This is a genomic window from Kitasatospora purpeofusca (assembly GCF_036010405.1).
GTDB classification, from domain to species: Bacteria; Actinomycetota; Actinomycetes; order Streptomycetales; family Streptomycetaceae; genus Kitasatospora; species Kitasatospora purpeofusca.
In genome coordinates, this window is sequence record NZ_CP108561.1 from 6506090 (window position 1) to 6523446 (window position 17357).

Consider the following 17357-nt stretch of genomic DNA (forward strand, 5'->3'; position numbering starts at 1 on the left):
GGGTGAGCGGTGACAGCGGATCGAAGAGCTACAAGGTCGTCACGTACGGCTGCCAGATGAACGTCCACGACTCGGAGCGGCTCTCCGGGTTGCTGGAGGACGCCGGGTACGTCAAGGCGGGCCAGGAGGGTGACCCCGACCTGGTGGTCTTCAACACCTGCGCGGTGCGGGAGAACGCGGACAACAAGCTGTACGGCAACCTCGGACAGCTGGCCCCGGTCAAGACCCGCCACAAGGGCATGCAGATCGCCGTCGGCGGCTGCCTGGCCCAGAAGGACCGCGACACCATCGTCGCCAAGGCCCCGTGGGTCGACGTGGTGTTCGGCACCCACAACATCGGCCACCTGCCGGCGCTGCTGGAGCGGGCCGCGGTCGAGCGCAAGGCCCAGGTCGAGATCCTGGAGTCGCTGGAGACCTTCCCCTCCACGCTGCCCACCCGCCGGGAGTCCGCGTACGCCGCCTGGGTCGCGATCTCGGTCGGCTGCAACAACACCTGCACCTTCTGCATCGTCCCGGCGCTGCGCGGCAAGGAGGAGGACCGCCGGCCCGGCGACGTCCTCGCCGAGATCGAGGCGCTGGTCGGTGAGGGCGTCATCGAGGTGACCCTGCTCGGCCAGAACGTCAACGCCTACGGCTCCGACCTGGGCGACCGCGAGGCCTTCTCCAAGCTGCTGCGCGCCGCCGGGCAGATCGAGGGCCTGGAGCGGATCCGCTTCACCTCGCCGCACCCGCGCGACTTCACGGACGACGTGATCGCCGCGATGGCCGAGACCCCGAACGTGATGCACCAGCTGCACATGCCGCTGCAGTCCGGCTCGGACCAGGTCCTCAAGGCGATGCGCCGCTCCTACCGGCAGGACCGCTTCCTCGGCATCATCCGCAAGGTGCGGGAGGCGATGCCGGACGCCGCCATCTCCACCGACATCATCGTGGGCTTCCCCGGCGAGACCGAGGAGGACTTCGAGGAGACCATGAAGGTCGTCCGCGAGGCCCGCTTCACCAATGCCTTCACCTTCCAGTACTCCAAGCGCCCCGGCACGCCGGCCGCCGAGATGGACGAGCAGGTCCCGAAGGCGGTCGTCCAGGCCCGCTACGACCGGCTGATCGCGCTCCAGGAGGAGATCTCCTGGGACGAGAACAAGAAGCAGGTCGGCCGGATCCTGGAGATCCTGGTCGCCGAGGGCGAGGGCAAGAAGGACGACCGGACCGACCGGCTCTCCGGCCGCGCCCCGGACAACCGGCTGGTGCACTTCACCCGGCCCGCCGAGCCGGTCCGCCCGGGCGACACGGTCACCGTGGAGATCACCTACGCCGCCCCGCACCACCTGCTGGCCGAGGGGCCGACGCTCGCGGTGCGGCGCACCGCGGCCGGGGACGCCTGGGAGAAGCGCAAGGGCGTGGCCGCGGCCAAGCCGGCCGGCGTGATGCTGGGGCTGCCGTCGATCGGCGCCCCGAAGGCGCTGCCGCTCGCCGCCCCGGCCGGGGGCGCCTGCTGCGGGGACTGACCCGGCACCGGCCCGACCGGAGGACGGTCGGGCCCTCCGCCCGGATTCCGAACGGCCCGGGGGACCGCACGGTCCCCGGGCCGTCGGCGTTCTCGGCGGGGCAACCCCTAGAGTGATCCGCATGCTGGTTGCCGCCGCCGTGTGTCCCTGTCCGCCGCTGCTGGTCCCCGAGGTCGCCGCCGGGGCCTCGGCCGAGCTGGAGCCGCTGCGCGCGGCCTGCGACGAGGCGCTCGGGGCGGTGCTCGCCGCCGAACCGGAACTGCTCGTCGTCGTCGGCACCGGTCCGGAGGCCGAGGTCTGGACCGAGGGCGGGGCCGGGTCCTTCCACCGGTACGGCGTGCCGCTGGTGGCCGCGCTGCCGGGCGGCCGGGCCGAGGGCCCCGAGCTGTCGCCCGCGCTGACCGTCGGCGCCTGGCTGCTCGGCCGGTCCGGGACGGCCCTGCCCACGCACGCCTGCGCGGTACCCGCCGACGCGCCCGCCGACCGGATGCTCGGTCTCGGCCAGGGCCTGGCCGGGCTGGCCGACCGGGTCGGGCTGCTGGTGATGGGCGACGGCAGCGCCTGCCGCTCCCTGAAGGCGCCCGGCTACCTGGACGAGCGGGCCGAGGGCTACGACGCGGTGCTCGCCCGGGCGCTGGGTACGGCCGACACGGCCGCGCTGGCGGCGCTGGACCCGGGCCTGGCGGCCGAGCTGAAGGCCGAGGGCCGGGCGCCCTGGCAGGTGCTGGCCGGCGCCGCCGAGGGCGCCGGCCTCACCGCGCGGCTGGGCTACCAGGACGCGCCGTACGGGGTCGGGTACCTGGTCGCCTCCTGGAGCTGAGCCCCGGGCCGGGCCCGGCCGGAAGGCCGGGCGGTCAGCCGGTCGGGCCGGGCGCGCCGCTGTTCGGGCCGGGCGTGCCGCCGGGAACGCCGCCGTTCGGGCTGCCCGGGGCGGTGCCGGTACCCCCGGTGCCCTGGGCACCCCCGGCGCCCCCCGTGTCCTCCGGCTTGTGGGCGAAGTCGTCGACGGCGGTCCTGGCCTTGCTGGTGCCGTGCTCGATCTTCTCGCTGTACTTGCCCTTGGTGGCCTTGTCGATCGCGCCACCCGCCTTGTCCACCGCGCTCCCGATCTGGTCGCTGTGCTTGCCGGCGAACTCGCTGGCCTTCTCCTTGAGCTCCTCGGCCTTGCCCTTGAGGTTGTCCATCAGACCCATGGCGCCTCACCCTTCTCTCGCTGTCTCTCTCACAACGTCCGTCACGCCGGAACCGTTCGCAACGGGACGAGGCGGCCGAAAACGGACCTGAACGGGGGGCCGGCCGGTTCGCCGTCGTTCTTTGGCAGACTTGTCCGGTGAGCAGCTCCACTACTGTCCGGCCCAGCCGCCCCCGTGTCGTCTCGGTCGTCGGCGCGACCGCCGCCGGCAAGTCCGACCTGGCCGTGGCCCTGGCCCGCGCCCTCGACGGCGAAGTGATCAACACCGACTCCATGCAGCTCTACCGGGGCATGGACATCGGCACCGCCAAGCTGACCCCGGCGGAGCGCGGTGGGGTCCCGCACCATCTGATGGACATCTGGGACGTCACCGAGGCCGCCAGCGTCGCCGAGTACCAGCGGCTGGCCCGGGCCGAGATCGACCGGCTGCTCGCGGCCGGCCGCACCCCCGTCCTGGTGGGCGGCTCCGGCCTGTACGTGCGGGCGGCGATCGACGAGATGGAGTTCCCGGGCACCGACCCGGAGGTCAGGGCCCGGCTGGAGGCGGAGCTGGAGCAGCTCGGCCCCTACGCGCTGCACGGCCGGCTGGCCGCGCTGGACCCGGCGGCGGCCGAGGCGATCCTCACCGGCAACGGCCGGCGGATCGTCCGGGCGCTGGAGGTCATCGAGATCACCGGGCAGCCGTTCACCGCGAACCTGCCGAGCAACACCGCCGTGTACGACGCGGTGCAGATCGGCGTCGCGGTGCCGCGTCCCGAGCTGGACGAGCGGATCACCCTGCGGGTGGACCGGATGTGGCGGGACGGGCTGCTGGACGAGGTGCGGTCCCTGGAGGGGCTCGGGCTGCGCGAGGGGCGGACGGCCTCCCGGGCGCTCGGCTACCAGCAGGTGCTGGACCACTTCGCCGGGACCTGCACCGAGGACGAGGCGCGGGCCGAGACCGTCCGGGCGACCAAGCGGTTCGCCCGCCGGCAGGAGTCCTGGTTCCGCCGGGACGACCGGATCCACTGGCTCTCCCGGCCGGCCGGCACCGACCCGGCCGAGCTGCTCGACCGCTCGCTCGGGCTGATCGATCGTCAGGAAACGGCCGTCCGGTAGGCGGTTTCCGGCCATCCGGCGGTGCAGTTGCGCGGGCAGGGGGCCGTGCAGCACAGTCCGGCGGTCACGACCGGATCACGTGATGGCCACGGATCACCCGACGACCCCGGTCAGGCCCGGAACGCCACCCTGGACATGCCATCATCGAGGTCATAAGGGTCGGCCCGGGCGGGTCGATCGGCCAGGCCGCGAGTCGCACTCGTGTCGAACTGTCAGGGGAGGCCGCGTGTCCACGGGTACCGGCCCCGAAACCGGCCAGAGCGCCGGACGTTCCGTGAACGGCGGAGCCGTCGGCGGCAGTGCCACGGCGCAGACCGCCGACCTCGACTCCTCGACGCTGCCGGACCTGCCGGTGCTGTCCGGACTGGACATGCCCACCTCGTACGCCCTCGCGCTGCCCGCGCTCGACACCAGCGCCCCCGCCGGCGCGGTGCACGAGCGGGAGATCCGGCCGCGCCGCCGGCTCCGCTGGTGGCAGACCCTGCCGATAGCCCTGCTGGCCACCGCCGGATCGCTGATGTTCGCCTTCCCGCTGGCCTTCGGCTCGGCCGGGGCCGGTTCGGCGATGATCGGGATGCTCGGTCTGCTGCTCACCGCCGCCTCGCTCGGCTGGGGCGCGATGGCCGCCCGGCACGCCGGTTACAAGTGGCCCGGCCTGCCGCGCCGCGGCACCGGCGAGCGGGCCGGGTGGCGGTCGATCGTGATCTACACGCTGATCGTGCTGGCCGCCTGCGCGCTGGCCCTGTGGCGGGTCGTCCGGCTCTCCGGACGGTAGGCGGTCCCGAGCGGTCCGCGGTACGCGGTCCGCGGTCCGCGGGTCGGAACCGGAAGGCACTGGTCCGGGGCGCCTCGGTACCATCGGGAGGGTGACCGCAACCTTCGCGCAGCCCGTCGGCCTCCCCTTCCTCAAGGGGCACGGCACCCAGAACGACTTCGTCATCGTCCCCGACCCGGACGGCCGGCTGACCATCGGTCCCGAGGCCGTCGCCGCGCTGTGCGACCGCCGCGCCGGCATCGGCGGGGACGGGCTGCTGCGCGTGGTGCGCTCCGCCGCCGACCCGGCCGCCGCCGACCAGGCCGACCGCGCCGAGTGGTTCATGGACTACCGCAACGCGGACGGTTCGATCGGCGAGATGTGCGGCAACGGCGTCCGGGTCTTCGCCCGCTACCTGGTCGAGGCCGGACTGGCCGAGCCCGGCGAGCTGCCGGTGGCCACCCGGGCCGGACTGCGGACCGTGCGGGTCGCGGCGGACGCCGCGGACGGCACGCCCGGGGAGATCACCGTGGACATGGGCCGCGCCGCCCTGCCCGGACCGGACGGCATCGCGGTGGCGGTCGGCGGCCGCAGCTGGCCGGCCCTGAACGTCAACATGGGCAATCCGCACGCGGTCGCGTTCGTCGAGAGCCTGGACCACGCCGGGGAGCTGCGGACGGCGCCGGCGACCAGTCCCGAGGGCGCCTACCCCGAGGGCGTCAACGTCGAGTTCGTGGTGGACCGGGGGCCCCGGCACGTCGCGATGCGGGTGCACGAGCGCGGCTCCGGCGAGACCCTCTCCTGCGGTACCGGCGCCTGCGCCGTCGCGGTGGCCGCCGCCCGGCGGGACGGCCTGGACCCGGCGGTCACCGGCACCGCCGTGACCTACGCGGTCGACGTGCTGGGCGGCCGGCTGACGATCACCGAGCACCCGGACGGCCGGGTGGAGAAGACCGGCCCGGCGGTCATCGTCGCCCGCGGCGAACTGGACCCGTCCTGGACGGCGCTGCTCGGCGGCGCCTGACCGTCCCTCACCGGCGGTGCGGGCGGCCCGGGGAGCGTTGCCCGGGCTGCGGGGGGCCGATCGCGTTTGCCCAATTCGTACGGGATCGAATCCCCCCGTTCGAGTGACAGGTATGACGGACGGGAAGCGGGGCATCGCGGAACGTGCTCTGCTCGGTAGCATGGACCACCGGGTCGGCCCACGCCCCCGGTACCGCTGCCGGAGGTGCCGATGACCATCGAAGCCGGGCAGCCCCTGGCGGGGCAGCCGACGTCCGCACGGCAAGCCGGGCCCAGACGGCCGCTCGGCGGACTGGGCCGGGCCGCGCTCGGACGCGCCGGGCGCGCCGCGCTGCTGGCCACCGGCCGCCCGCCGGTGCCGGACGCCCTCGAACCGCTGGTCCAGGCCCACCGGCGGCACCATCCGCAGGCTGACCTCGGCCTCCTCGGCCGGGCCTACCGGCTGGCCGAGGAGAGCCACCGGGGCCAGAAGCGGAAGAGCGGCGAGCCGTACATCACCCACCCGCTGGCCGTCACCATGATCCTGGCCCAACTCGGCGCCGGGACGACCACCTTGGTCGCCTCGCTGCTCCACGACACCGTGGAGGACACCGAGTTGACGCTGGACCAGGTCGCCGAGGGGTTCGGCCCCGAAGTCGCCTACCTGGTCGACGGGGTGACCAAACTGGAGAAGGTCGACTTCGGGGCGGCGGCGGAGGCGGAGACCTTCCGCAAGATGCTGGTCGCCACCGGGGACGACGTCCGGGTGATGGTGATCAAGCTCGCCGACCGGCTGCACAACATGCGGACCATCCGGCACATGAAGCCGGCCAGCCAGGTGCGGATCGCCAAGGTCACCCGGGACGTGCTGATCCCGCTGGCCGAGCGGCTCGGCATCCAGGTCCTGAAGGCGGAGCTGGAGGACATCGTCTTCGCCACCCTGCACCCGGAGGAGCACGCCCGCAGCCGTGCCCTGCTGGCCCGCCACGAGGACGGCCCCGACACCCTGCTGGCGCCGTTCGCCGACGTGCTGGGCCGTCAGCTCGCCGAGGCCGGGGTCGCCGCCGAGGTGACCGTCCGGCCCCGGCACTGCGTCTCGCTGCACCGGGTGCTGCTCAAGCGGGACGCCGCCCCGGGGCGGGACGGCCGCCCGCAGGAGCCGCAGCCGGCCGACTTCGGGCGGCTGCTGGTGGTGGTCGAGGAGAACGCCGACTGCTACGCCGTGCTCGGCGAGCTGCACACCTGCTGGACGCCGCTGCCGGGCGAGTTCAAGGACTTCGTGGCCGCGCCCAAGTTCAACCTCTACCAGTCGCTGCACACCGCGGTGGCGCTGGCCGGCGGCGAGGTGGTCGAGGTGCTGGTGCGCACCCGCCGGATGCACGCGATCGCCGAGACCGGGGTGGTGGCGCTCGGCGACCCCCGGCAGCCCGCGCGCGGCGGCGAGCAGGCCCCGGACGAGCTGGACCGCACCGACCCGGCCCGGCCGGGCTGGCTCTCCCGGCTGCTGGAGTGGCAGCAGGAGACCCCGGACCCGGACGCCTTCTGGTCCGCCCTCACCGCCGACCTCGCCGGCGACCGCGAGATCACCGCGGTCACCGAGCTGGGTGAAACGCTTCAGCTCCGGGCCGGGGCGACCTGCGTGGACGCCGCCTACCTGCTGGGCGAGGAGACCGGGCACCGATGTATCGGGGCGCGGGTGAACGGGCGGCTGGTGGCGCTCTCCACCGTGCTCCAGGACGGCGACCGGGTGGCCATCCTCACCGACGGCTCGGACGTGCCCGACGGTCCCCACGGGTCGGACGGCTCCGACCGGTCGGACAGCTCGGAAGGCTCCCTCGGACCCGACGGCCCGGACGGCCCCGGGCCCTCCGCTGCTCCGGCCGGCCGGCACCGGTCCGAGCCCTCCGGCCCCGCCCCCGAATGGCTCGCGCACGCCCGCACCCCGGCCGCCAGGATCGCCATCGAGCGCTGGCTGGCCGACCACCCGCCCCGCCGCCCGGTGGTCCGCACCGGCCCCTCGCCGAGCCAGCCCGCGCCGCCCGCCCACCCCGTCGCCCCCGGCCGGCCCGCCGTCCCGGTGACCTCGGCCGAGCGCCCGGGCGCGCCGGTCCGGCTGGCCCGCTGCTGCACCCCGGTGCCGCCGGACGGGATCGTCGGCTACCCGATCCGCGGCGGCGCGATCGCCGTGCACCGGGCCGGCTGCCCGGCGGGGGAGCGGATGCGCGCCGACGGGCGCGGCGCGCTGGAGGTCGACTGGCGCCCCGGCGGCGCCCCGCCGGGCGGCTACCGGGCCACCCTGCGGGCGGAGGCGCTGAACCGGCCCCGGCTGCTCGCCGACCTCACCGCCGCGATCTCGGGGGAGGGCGTCGGCATCGTCTCGGCCGAGGTCGAGCCGCCGCAGGAGCTGCGGGTCCGGCACACCTACACCGTCGAGCTGCCTGACCCGGCCGCGCTGGCCCAGGTGCTGCGGGCCATGCTGCGGGTCTCCGGGGTGTACGACGTGGAGCGGCCGCACGCCCCGCCCGGCGGCGGCCCCGGCCGGGCCCCGGCCGCCCCGCCCGGTCCGGCGGTCCGCCCGGCGGGCGACCCGGCGGCGCCGGAGGGAAATGCGGATGACCCGTCCGCGCCCGGCGTGCGAACATCATGGGGAATTCACGGCCGGACCGCGGCGTTCTCGGGGCAGAGGAGTCCCAGTCCGAACCGCGGCCCCGAGGGGTAGCTCGCACCTCGCCCGAGTGGTAGTCGGGGCGGCAGCTGGGCAGACTCCCGGCACGACCGTCCGTACGGTCGCGCACAGGCCACCCGTTCCAGTAGCCGAAGGACAGAATGACCTCCACGTTCGACACCCGCGACCAGACCGACGCCACGCGCCGCATCGACGGTCTGCGGGCGGAAGCCCTCATGGACGAGGACCTCGCGGCCATCGACGAGGACCACGGACACCACTACGACGGCGACCAGTACGACCGCAGCGAGCGCGCCGCGCTCCGTCGTGTCGCCGGCCTCTCCACCGAGCTCGAGGACGTCACCGAGGTCGAGTACCGCCAGCTCCGCCTGGAGCGCGTGGTGCTCGTCGGGGTCTGGACCGACGGCACCCTGGAGGAGGCGGAGAACTCGATGGCCGAGCTCGCCGCGCTGGCCGAGACGGCCGGCTCCGAGGTGCTGGACGGTCTGATCCAGCGGCGTGACAAGCCCGACGCGGCCACCTACATCGGTTCCGGCAAGGCCAAGGACCTGCGCGACATCGTCGCCGCCAGCGGCGCCGACACCGTGGTCTGCGACGGTGAGCTCACCCCGGGCCAGCTGATCCACCTGGAGGACGTGGTCAAGGTCAAGGTCGTCGACCGGACGGCCCTGATCCTGGACATCTTCGCCCAGCACGCCAAGTCCCGCGAGGGCAAGGCGCAGGTCTCGCTCGCGCAGATGCAGTACATGCTGCCGCGACTGCGCGGCTGGGGCCAGTCGCTCTCCCGGCAGATGGGTGGTGGCGGCTCCGGCTCGTCCGGCGGCGGCATGGCCACCCGCGGTCCCGGTGAGACCAAGATCGAGACCGACCGGCGCCGGATCCGGGAGAAGATGGCGAAGCTCCGCAAGGAGATCGCCGACATGAAGAAGGGCCGCGACACCAAGCGCCAGGAGCGCAAGCGCCACCAGGTGCCGTCCGTGGCCATCGCCGGCTACACCAACGCCGGCAAGTCCTCGCTGCTCAACCGGCTCACCGGCGCGGGCGTGCTGGTGGAGAACTCGCTGTTCGCCACCCTCGACCCGACCGTGCGCCGGGCGCAGACGCCGAGCGGCCGGGTCTACACCCTGGCCGACACCGTCGGCTTCGTCCGGCACCTGCCGCACCACCTGGTCGAGGCGTTCCGCTCCACCATGGAGGAGGTCGCCGACGCCGACCTCATCCTGCACGTGGTGGACGGCTCGCACCCCGAGCCGGAGACGCAGCTGGCGGCCGTCCGCGAGGTGGTCGTCTCGGTCGACGCGCAGAACGTGCCGGAGATCGTGGTGATCAACAAGGCCGACGCGGCCGACCCGCTGGTGCTGCAGCGGCTGCTGCGCCGCGAGCCGCACGCCATCGTGGTGTCGGCCCGTACCGGCGTCGGCATCGAGGAGCTGCTCGCGCTCATCGACGACGAGCTGCCGCGGCCGGCGATCGAGGTGCAGGCGCTCGTCCCGTACACCCAGGGCGCGCTGGTGTCCCGGGTGCACGCCGAGGGCGAGCTGCTCGGCGCCGAGCACACCGGCGAGGGGACCCTGCTGCACGCCAAGGTGCCGGCCGAGCTGGCCGCCGAGCTGGAGCCCTTCGTGGTGGCGCTGACGCCGCAGGGCTGATCCGCGCCGCGCGGAGCACGCGAACGGCCCCGGTCCCCTCCCGCGAGGAGGGGACCGGGGCCGTCGGCGTTCCCGGACGGTTCTTCCCGGCGGCCGTGCCGGTGATCGTGCTGGCGGCCGTGCCGGTGATCGTGCCGGGCTACTTCTTCTTGGCGATCCAGTCCAGCGCCTGCTTGGCGACCGTCTCCAGGTACGGCCCGCTCAGCGAGGTGTGGTCCTGGGTGCCGATCGAGGTGTTGGAGACCAGGGCGAGCTTGCCGTCCGGCATCGGCGCGAACCAGCCGCCGCCGCTGGAGCCCTGGGTCATGTTGCAGCCGATGGTGAGCATCGACGGGCGCTTCGGGTCGAAGGAGAGCCGGGTCGGCTTCCCGCCCTCGCACTTGTACAGCTCCTGGCCGTCGAACGGCTTGTACAGCGGGTAGCCGACGGCGGTGGCGGTGACCTTGTCGCGTGGGGCGTCGAACCAGACCGGGACGGCCCCGCCGACCGTCTCCTCCAGCGACTTGCCGCTGTCGTTCTGGTTGCTCACCCGCATGATCGCGAAGTCGTACTGGTTCGCCGCGTCGCCGGTCCCGCCGCCCTCGACCAGCCACTGCGGCGAGGTCACCACGTCCTTGGCCCACCAGGTGCCGAGCGGGGCCAGCTCGGCCAGCGGGGCCTTCTTGCCGCCGCTGGAGGCGCCCGAGTTGTTGTAGGCGGGGACGAACACCAGGTCCTTGAAGTAGTTGCCGCCCTTGCCCGGGTGGACGCAGTGGCCGGCCGTCCAGACCAGGTTGCTCTTCCCCGGGTGCGCCGGGTCCTGGACCACGGTGGCCGAGCAGTTGCCCCGGCCGCCCTCGGCGGAGAAGAAGACCTTCCCGGACGGCTGCTTGGTGTACGGACGCGGCACCGGCACGGCCTTGACCACGGCGGGCTCCGGGTCGGTGACCCCGTCGTCGGCGGCGGGCTTGGCGGTGGGCGGCGCCGGGTCGGCCGGCTTGGAGTCGCCCATCTTGTCCGGATTCCAGAAGTCCTTGACGATCGGGTTGTTGAAGACGTGCTTGGACGCCCAGTTGTCCCAGTCCTCGAACTTCCACCGCGTCAGGTCGTCCCAGCTCTTCGGCAGGCCCTCCAGCAGGCTGGTCGGGATGCCGGTGGGCAGGGTGATGCCGCCGATCACGCCGGTGCCGCCCCCCGCGGCGGAGGCGGAGGCGGTGGTGCCCGGCGAGGGCGGCGGGGCGGCGGTTCCGCCGCCGCCCGAAGGCCCGTCGGGGCCGCAGGCGGTGACGGCGAACAGGGTCCCCGCGGCGAGGACCGCGGCCGCGGCTGACCGGTGGATCGCTGGCATGAGTGCTGTCCCCCTGGTGGTTCGGTGTGGGCGGCGGGCCGCCGTCCTGGAGTCTGCCACTGGCCACCAGGACGGCACCGGGCGGCCCCCGGTTGCGGTCCCGGGCGGCGGTCACCGATCTGTGACGCGGGGGCCGTCCGCTCGTTGGCACTGGGGGACCAGCTCCCTCCCGAATGGTGAACCTTCACCGGTCTTCACCCGGACGAGTGAAGCGCCCTTGTGATCAACCGTCAGGGATAGGTAACCCTTACCTGACGCGACGGTGCGAGCGCCCGCAGGTTTTCTCCACCCCCCGCGCGTCGGCACTCCACGCGCACCAAGGAGCAGCATTGAGCACCGCCCTCACCGGAGCCCCGCCCGACATCCCGGCCGGCCGGCCCGGCCCCGCAGCCGCCGCCACCGGCCCTGCGGCCACCGGTCCCGTGACCGCCGTTCCCGCCGCCGGTGCCGCCGTCGCCGCCCCGGTCACGTCCGACCGGCTGCTCCACCCGGACCCGGCCGTCGCCGCCGAACAGGCCGCCGTGGAGGCCCTGTTGCGCTGCTGGGCCCGCGAGACCGGCGCCGCGCCCGGACCGGACGGACACCTGCGGATCGCCGTCCTCGGTGGGGCCGCCCGGCTCTCCGCCCCCGTCCGGCACTGGTCGTCGGCCGGCTGGCACCGGTTCGGCCCGGCCACCCTCGGGGCCGGTACGGCGGGAGACCTCCACGAGGCCCCGGTGGACGCCGTCACCGCCGCCGCCCTGCTCGCCGCCGCGGCCGCCGACCGGCCCGACCCCGGGCAGATCGCCGACCTCGCCGCCCGGGTCGCCGACTCGGTGGTCCGCACCGCCGACATCCTCGCCCACCACCGCTCCGGCACCGCCCCGCCGCCCGGCGGGCCCGAGCGCTCCGAGTTCCTCGCCACCGAGCAGTCCCTGCTGCTCGGCCACCCGATGCACCCCACCCCCAAGAGCCGCGACGGCCTCGGCCCCGCCCAGAGCGCCGCCTACTCGCCCGAACTCCACGGCTCCTTCCAACTGCACTGGTACGCCGTCGACCGCGAGCTGCTCGCCGCCGGCTCCGCCCTCACCGAGGGCGCCGACCGGATCACCGCCCAGCTCCTCGGCGACCCCGCCCTGCTGCCGCCCGGCACCGCCGCCCTGCCGCTGCACCCCTGGCAGGCCCGCGAACTGGCCCACCGCCCGGCCGCCGCCGCCCTGCTCGCCGACGGCCGGCTGCACGACCTCGGCCCGTCCGGCGCCGCCTGGTACCCGACCTCCTCGGTGCGCACCGTCTACCGGCCCGGCACCCCCTGGATGCTGAAGCTCTCGCTCGGCCTGCGGATCACCAACTCCCGCCGGGAGAACCTCCGCAAGGAGCTCCACCGGGGCCTGGAGATGCACCGGCTGCTGGAGAGCGGCCTCGGCGCCGAGTGGCGGGCCGCCCACCCCGGCTTCGACATCGTCCGCGACCCCGCCTGGATCGGCGTCGACCACCCCGGCCTCGGCGACCCCGGCGGCCTGGACACCGTGCTGCGCGCCCAGCCCTTCGCCCCCGGCGACCGCGCCCACTGCGTGGCCGGGCTGGTCGCCGAGCGGCCGCACCCGGCGGGGGCCGGCGACGAGGCCGGCCGCGTCCGGTCCCGGCTCGGCGACCTGCTGCGCACGCTCGCGTCCCGCACCGGCCGGCCGCTGCCCACCGTGGCGGCCGAATGGTTCCTGCGCTACCTGGACGCCGTCGTCCTGCCCGTGCTCTGGCTGGACGGACAGGCCGGCATCGCGCTGGAGGCCCACCAGCAGAACAGCCTCGTCCTGCTCGACGCCGACGGCTGGCCGAACGGCGGCCGCTACCGCGACAACCAGGGCTACTACTACCGGCACAGCGCCGCCGACCGGCTCACCGCCCGGCTGCCCGGCCTCGGCGCGCGCAGCGACACCTTCCTCGACGATCCGGTGATCGACCACCACTTCGCCTACTACCTGGGCATCAACCACGTCCTCGGCCTCATCGGCGCCCTCGGCTCGCAGCGGCTCGCCGACGAGGCCGTGCTGCTGGCCGCGCTCCGGCGCTTCCTGACCGGCGCCGCCGCCCGGGCCACCGGCTCCGCGCTGCCCGGCCTGCTGCTCGACGCCCCGACGCTGCCCTGCAAGGCCAATCTGCTCACCCGGATCCAGGGACTGGACGAGCTGGTGGGGCCGGTCGCCACCCAGTCCGTCTACATCGAGCTGCCCAACCCGGTGGCGGGCGCGTGAGCGGGCGCCCCGGTCCCGGTGTCGCGGTGGACGGGCGCCCCGGCACCGACGAACCGGTGGGGTGGGGCACGATCGCCACCGCCGCCGGGGAGCTCCGGCTCCGCCTGGTCCGGCTCCCCGCCGACCTCGGCCTGCTCACCCGCTGGATGAACGACCCCGCGGTGGCCGCGTTCTGGGAACTCGCCGGCCCGTCCGCCGTCACCGAACGGCACCTGCGCCACCAGCTCGACGGCGACGGCCGCAGCCTGCCCTGCCTCGGACTGCTCGACGACACCCCGATGAGCTACTGGGAGGTGTACCGCGCCGACCTCGACCCGCTCGCCGCGCACTACCCGGCCCGGCCGCACGACGCCGGACTGCACCTGCTGCTCGGGCCCGCCGCCAGCCGCGGCCGGGGCCTCGGCACCGCCCTGCTCACGGCCCTGACCGACCGCGTCCTGCGGGAGCGCCCGCACTGCGAACGCGTGGTCGCCGAGCCCGACGTCCGCAACCGGCGCTCCGTCCGCGCCTTCCGGCGGGCCGGCTTCCGGCTCGCCGCCGAACTCGACCTGCCCGACAAGCGGGCCGCCCTGATGGTCCGCGACCGCACCCCGCACCCCGCCTAGGACAGCCCCCGCCTCATGGACACCCCAGCCCCCCCGCCCGGACCGTACGACCTGCTCGGCCTCGGCATCGGCCCGTTCAACCTCTCCCTTGCCGCGCTCGCCGAGCCCGTCCCCGGGCTGCGCACCCTCTTCTGCGACCGGCGCCCGGAGTTCCGCTGGCACCCCGGGATGCTCGTCGAGGGCGCGCGGATGCAGGTGCCGTTCCTCGCCGACCTGGTGTCCCTGGTCGACCCGACCAGCCCCTGGTCCTTCCTCAACCACCTGCGGGAGGAGGACCGGCTGTTCCCGTTCTACTTCAGCGAGCGCTTCCAGCTCACCCGCCGCGAGTACGACCACTACTGCCGCTGGGCCGCCGAACGGCTCGCCAACTGCCGCTTCGGCACCGAGGTCACCGCCCTGCACTGGACCGGCGACCGCTACCGCGCCGAGCTGGGCGAACCCGCCACCGGCCGGACGTACACCGTCGAGGCGCGCAACGTGGTGCTCGGCGTCGGCACCCTGCCCGTCCGCCCCGCGGCCTTCGCCGCCCTCGACGGCCACCCGGCGGTCTTCCACTCCGCCGACTACCTCGACCGCCGCGAGGGACTGGCCGGCGCCCGGGACATCACCGTGGTCGGCAGCGGACAGTCCGGCGCCGAGATCTTCCTCGACCTGCTGCGCCGCCACGACGGCGACGGCGTGCGACTGCGCTGGCTCACCCGCACCCGGGCGCTCGCGCCGATGGAGTACTCCAAACTCGGTCTGGAGCACTTCACCCCCGACTACACCCGGTACTTCCACGGCCTGCCCGAGGCCGTCCGCGACCACCTGGTCGAGGCCCAGTGGCAGCTGCACAAGGCCGCCTCCGCCGAGACCCTCGCCGAGATCCACGACCAGCTGTACGAACGCACCGTCGGCCGGCCGGTCGGCGCGGCGCCGGTCGAGATCACACCCGGCACCGAGGTCACCGAGGCCCGGCCCGGCCCCTGCGGCGGGCTCGAACTCGACTGCCGGCACACCGACTCCGGCACCGCGCACCTGCTGCGCACCGACGCCGTGGTGCTCGCGACCGGCTACCGGGCGGCCGGGCCGGCCGCGCTGGAACCGCTCGCCCACCTGATCGACCGCGACCCGGCCGGCCGCTACCGGGTCGACCTCGACCACCGGGTGGCCACCGGGCCGGAACTCACCGGCGGGCTGTACGTCCAGAACGGCGAGCTGCACACCCACGGGGTGGGCACCCCCGACCTGGGACTGGGCGCCCACCGGGCCGCGGTGATCCTCAACGCCGTCACCGGGCGGACCGTCCACCGGCTGCCCCGGCGCACCGCCTGGACCGGCTTCGCGCCGCCCGCCCCGACAGCCGCTCCGGCCGCCCCGGCCGCCCCGGCGGCTCCGGCCTCCGAGGCGGCCCCGGCCGCCGCCCCCACCACCTCCGCCCCCACTTCGTCCGTCACCGCAACCACCCTCCCCCGACCCCAGGAGCCGACCCGTGCCGCAACCGCCGGCCGCTGAACCGCCGCTGTACCTGCCGCCGCAGCTCACCGCCGGCCATTGGCAGCGGGCCGGCCGCGCGCTGCTCGCCAAGATGCTCGGCGAGTTCGCCTACGAGGAGCTCCTCGCCCCGACCGGGACCGGCAGCGGGACACCGGACGGCTGGACACTCGCCCTGCCCTCGGCCGAGTACCGCTTCACCGCCCGGCGCGGCGCCTACGGGAGCTGGCTCGTCGACCCCGGCTCCGTCCACTGCGACGACCCCGAGGGCCTCGACCCGCTGCGCTTCCTGGTCCACGCCCGGCACGCCCTCGGGCTGCGCGGCGACACCACCGGTCACCTGCTGCGCGAGCTCAGCACCACCCTGATCGCCGACGCCCACCTGCTGGCCACCGGCCTCACCGCCGCCGAACTCGCCGACCTCGGCCACACCGAGCTGGAGGGCCGGCAGGGCGGCCACCCGTGGATCGTTCCCAACAAGGGCCGGATCGGCTTCTCCGCCGCCGACGCCGCGCGCTGGGCCCCCGAGGCCCGCACCCCGCGCCCGCTGCCCTGGATCGCCGTGCACCGCCGGCTCGCCGAGTACCGGGGCGTCGCCGGCCTCGCCGACCCCGAGCTGCTGTACGGCCGGGAGCTCGACGACCCGGCCGCGCTCCGCGCCCCGCTCGGCGCCGCCGCCGGGGACTACCTGCTGCTGCCGGTGCACCCGTGGCAGTGGGACGAGACCGTGGTGCCGCTGTTCGCCCCGTGGATCGCCTCCGGCGAGATCGTGCCGCTCGGCACCGACGGCGACCTCCGGCTGCCCCAGCAGTCGATCCGCTCGTTCTTCAACGAGAGCCGACCCGAGCGCTGCACGGTCAAGCTGCCGCTGGCCGTCCTCAACACCCTGGTCTGGCGCGGCCTGCCCACCGAACGCACCCTGGCCGCGCCCGCCGTCACCGCCTGGATCCACGGGCTGCGCGACGCCGACCCCTTCCTGCGCGAGGAGTGCCGGGTGGTGCTGCTCGGCGAGATCGCCTCGGTCACCGTCGACCACCCGGTCTACCGCGACCTGCCCGAGGCCCCCTACCAGTACAAGGAGCTGCTCGGCGCGATCTGGCGGGAGCCGCTCGGCCCGGCGCTGGCGCCCGGCGAGCGCGGCCGTACCCTGGCCGCCCTGCTCCAGACCGGACGCGACGGACGGCCGCTGGCCGCCGAACTGGTCGCCCGCTCCGGGCTCGCCCCCGCCGAGTGGACCGGCCGGCTGTTCGCCGCGATGCTGCCGCCGCTGCTGCACTTCCTCTACCGGTACGGGCTGGTGTTCTCCCCGCACGGCGAGAACGCCGTCCTGGTCTTCGACGAGCGGGACGTACCGGTCCGGCTGGCGGTCAAGGACTTCGTCGACGACGTCAACCTCAGCGACCAGGACCTGCCGGAGCTGCGCGACCTGCCCGCCGAGGTGGACGCGGTCCTGCTGCGCGAGGACCCGCAGGGCCTGTGCCAGTTCCTGCACTCCGGGCTGTTCATCGGCGTGTACCGCTATCTGGCACCGCTGCTGGAGGCCGGGACCGGCCTCGCCGAGGCGGAGTTCTGGGCGCTGCTCCGGGCCGAGATCCACCGCTACCAGGCGCGGTTCCCGGAACTCGCCGAGCGGTTCGCGCTGTTCGACCTGTTCCGGCCGAGGATCGACCGGCTCTGCCTGAACCGCAACCGGCTGCTGCTGGACGGCTACGGCGACCGCCCGCACCGCCCGCACGCGGCCCGGCACGGCACCGTGCCCAACCCGCTCGCCGCGGACGGAACGGGCCGGGTGCCCCGCCGCCGGGACCGGATTGTCACCCCTGCCCCGTAGGCTG

The 17357-nt window shown here is 74.9% G+C and carries 13 protein-coding genes; 11 read left to right on the top strand and 2 right to left on the bottom strand.

Going from position 1 to position 17357, the window contains the following annotated elements; translation table 11 throughout:
* Window positions 1–2: 2 nt before the first annotated feature.
* Window positions 3–1505: a tRNA (N6-isopentenyl adenosine(37)-C2)-methylthiotransferase MiaB gene (gene miaB, locus OG715_RS28495; RefSeq protein WP_266274407.1), complete on the top strand. Its 1503-nt coding sequence runs from the start codon at window positions 3–5 to the stop codon at window positions 1503–1505.
* Window positions 1506–1626: 121 nt separating this feature from the next.
* Window positions 1627–2325: a class III extradiol dioxygenase subunit B-like domain-containing protein gene (locus OG715_RS28500; protein ID WP_266274406.1), complete on the top strand. Its 699-nt coding sequence runs from the start codon at window positions 1627–1629 to the stop codon at window positions 2323–2325.
* Between the two features lie 34 nt (window positions 2326–2359).
* Here the strand turns inward: OG715_RS28500 and OG715_RS28505 are convergent, their stop codons facing one another.
* Entirely contained in the window at window positions 2360–2698 is a 339-nt protein-coding gene (locus tag OG715_RS28505) for an antitoxin (protein ID WP_266274405.1), read from the bottom strand.
* A gap of 137 nt (window positions 2699–2835) precedes the next feature.
* Between OG715_RS28505 and miaA the strand changes: the two genes are divergently transcribed.
* The 5 genes from miaA (at window position 2836) to hflX (ending at window position 9886) form a co-directional block, all read left to right on the top strand.
* Window positions 2836–3795, top strand: a complete 960-nt coding sequence (gene miaA, locus OG715_RS28510) for a tRNA (adenosine(37)-N6)-dimethylallyltransferase MiaA (RefSeq protein ID WP_266274404.1) — start codon at window positions 2836–2838, stop codon at window positions 3793–3795.
* A gap of 226 nt (window positions 3796–4021) precedes the next feature.
* Window positions 4022–4570 carry a hypothetical protein gene (locus tag OG715_RS28515; protein ID WP_266274403.1) on the top strand — a complete coding sequence of 183 codons (549 nt, stop codon included), beginning with the start codon at window positions 4022–4024 and terminating at the stop codon, window positions 4568–4570.
* Between the two features lie 91 nt (window positions 4571–4661).
* Entirely contained in the window at window positions 4662–5573 is a 912-nt protein-coding gene (dapF, locus tag OG715_RS28520) for a diaminopimelate epimerase (protein ID WP_266274402.1), read from the top strand.
* A 210-nt stretch (window positions 5574–5783) separates the two neighbouring features.
* Window positions 5784–8270, top strand: coding sequence for a RelA/SpoT family protein (locus tag OG715_RS28525; protein WP_266274401.1), 2487 nt, complete (start codon window positions 5784–5786; stop codon window positions 8268–8270).
* Window positions 8271–8377: 107 nt separating this feature from the next.
* Window positions 8378–9886: a GTPase HflX gene (hflX, locus tag OG715_RS28530; RefSeq protein WP_266274400.1), complete on the top strand. Its 1509-nt coding sequence runs from the start codon at window positions 8378–8380 to the stop codon at window positions 9884–9886.
* A 139-nt stretch (window positions 9887–10025) separates the two neighbouring features.
* Here the strand turns inward: hflX and OG715_RS28535 are convergent, their stop codons facing one another.
* A complete protein-coding gene (locus tag OG715_RS28535) occupies window positions 10026–11213 on the bottom strand; it encodes a trypsin-like serine peptidase (protein ID WP_266274399.1) in 1188 nt (395 codons plus the stop codon).
* 329 nt (window positions 11214–11542) lie between these two features.
* Here OG715_RS28535 and OG715_RS28540 point away from each other — a divergent pair, with 329 nt between their 5' ends.
* From OG715_RS28540 to OG715_RS28555, 4 genes are read left to right on the top strand one after another with little or no spacing between them, the layout of a single operon-like run.
* Window positions 11543–13444: an IucA/IucC family protein gene (locus tag OG715_RS28540; RefSeq protein WP_407661028.1), complete on the top strand. Its 1902-nt coding sequence runs from the start codon at window positions 11543–11545 to the stop codon at window positions 13442–13444.
* Complete coding sequence (locus tag OG715_RS28545; RefSeq protein WP_407661135.1) at window positions 13336–14049, top strand: GNAT family N-acetyltransferase; 714 nt, start codon at window positions 13336–13338, stop codon at window positions 14047–14049. The genes OG715_RS28540 and OG715_RS28545 overlap by 109 nt, the downstream gene beginning before the upstream one ends.
* A gap of 15 nt (window positions 14050–14064) precedes the next feature.
* A complete protein-coding gene (locus OG715_RS28550) occupies window positions 14065–15543 on the top strand; it encodes a lysine N(6)-hydroxylase/L-ornithine N(5)-oxygenase family protein (protein WP_266274398.1) in 1479 nt (492 codons plus the stop codon).
* A complete protein-coding gene (locus OG715_RS28555) occupies window positions 15521–17353 on the top strand; it encodes an IucA/IucC family protein (protein WP_266274397.1) in 1833 nt (610 codons plus the stop codon). The genes OG715_RS28550 and OG715_RS28555 overlap by 23 nt, the downstream gene beginning before the upstream one ends.
* Window positions 17354–17357: the final 4 nt, after the last annotated feature.

Bases quoted from the DNA above. Each gene is read 5' to 3' on its own strand.
- OG715_RS28500 (WP_266274406.1), top strand. From the start codon at position 1,627: ATGCTGGTTGCCGCCGCCGTGTGTCCCTGTCCGCCGCTGCTGGTCCCC.
- OG715_RS28505 (WP_266274405.1), bottom strand. From the start codon at position 2,698: ATGGGTCTGATGGACAACCTCAAGGGCAAGGCCGAGGAGCTCAAGGAG.
- OG715_RS28525 (WP_266274401.1), top strand. From the start codon at position 5,784: ATGACCATCGAAGCCGGGCAGCCCCTGGCGGGGCAGCCGACGTCCGCA.
- hflX (WP_266274400.1), top strand. From the start codon at position 8,378: ATGACCTCCACGTTCGACACCCGCGACCAGACCGACGCCACGCGCCGC.
- OG715_RS28535 (WP_266274399.1), bottom strand. From the start codon at position 11,213: ATGCCAGCGATCCACCGGTCAGCCGCGGCCGCGGTCCTCGCCGCGGGG.
- OG715_RS28550 (WP_266274398.1), top strand. From the start codon at position 14,065: ATGGACACCCCAGCCCCCCCGCCCGGACCGTACGACCTGCTCGGCCTC.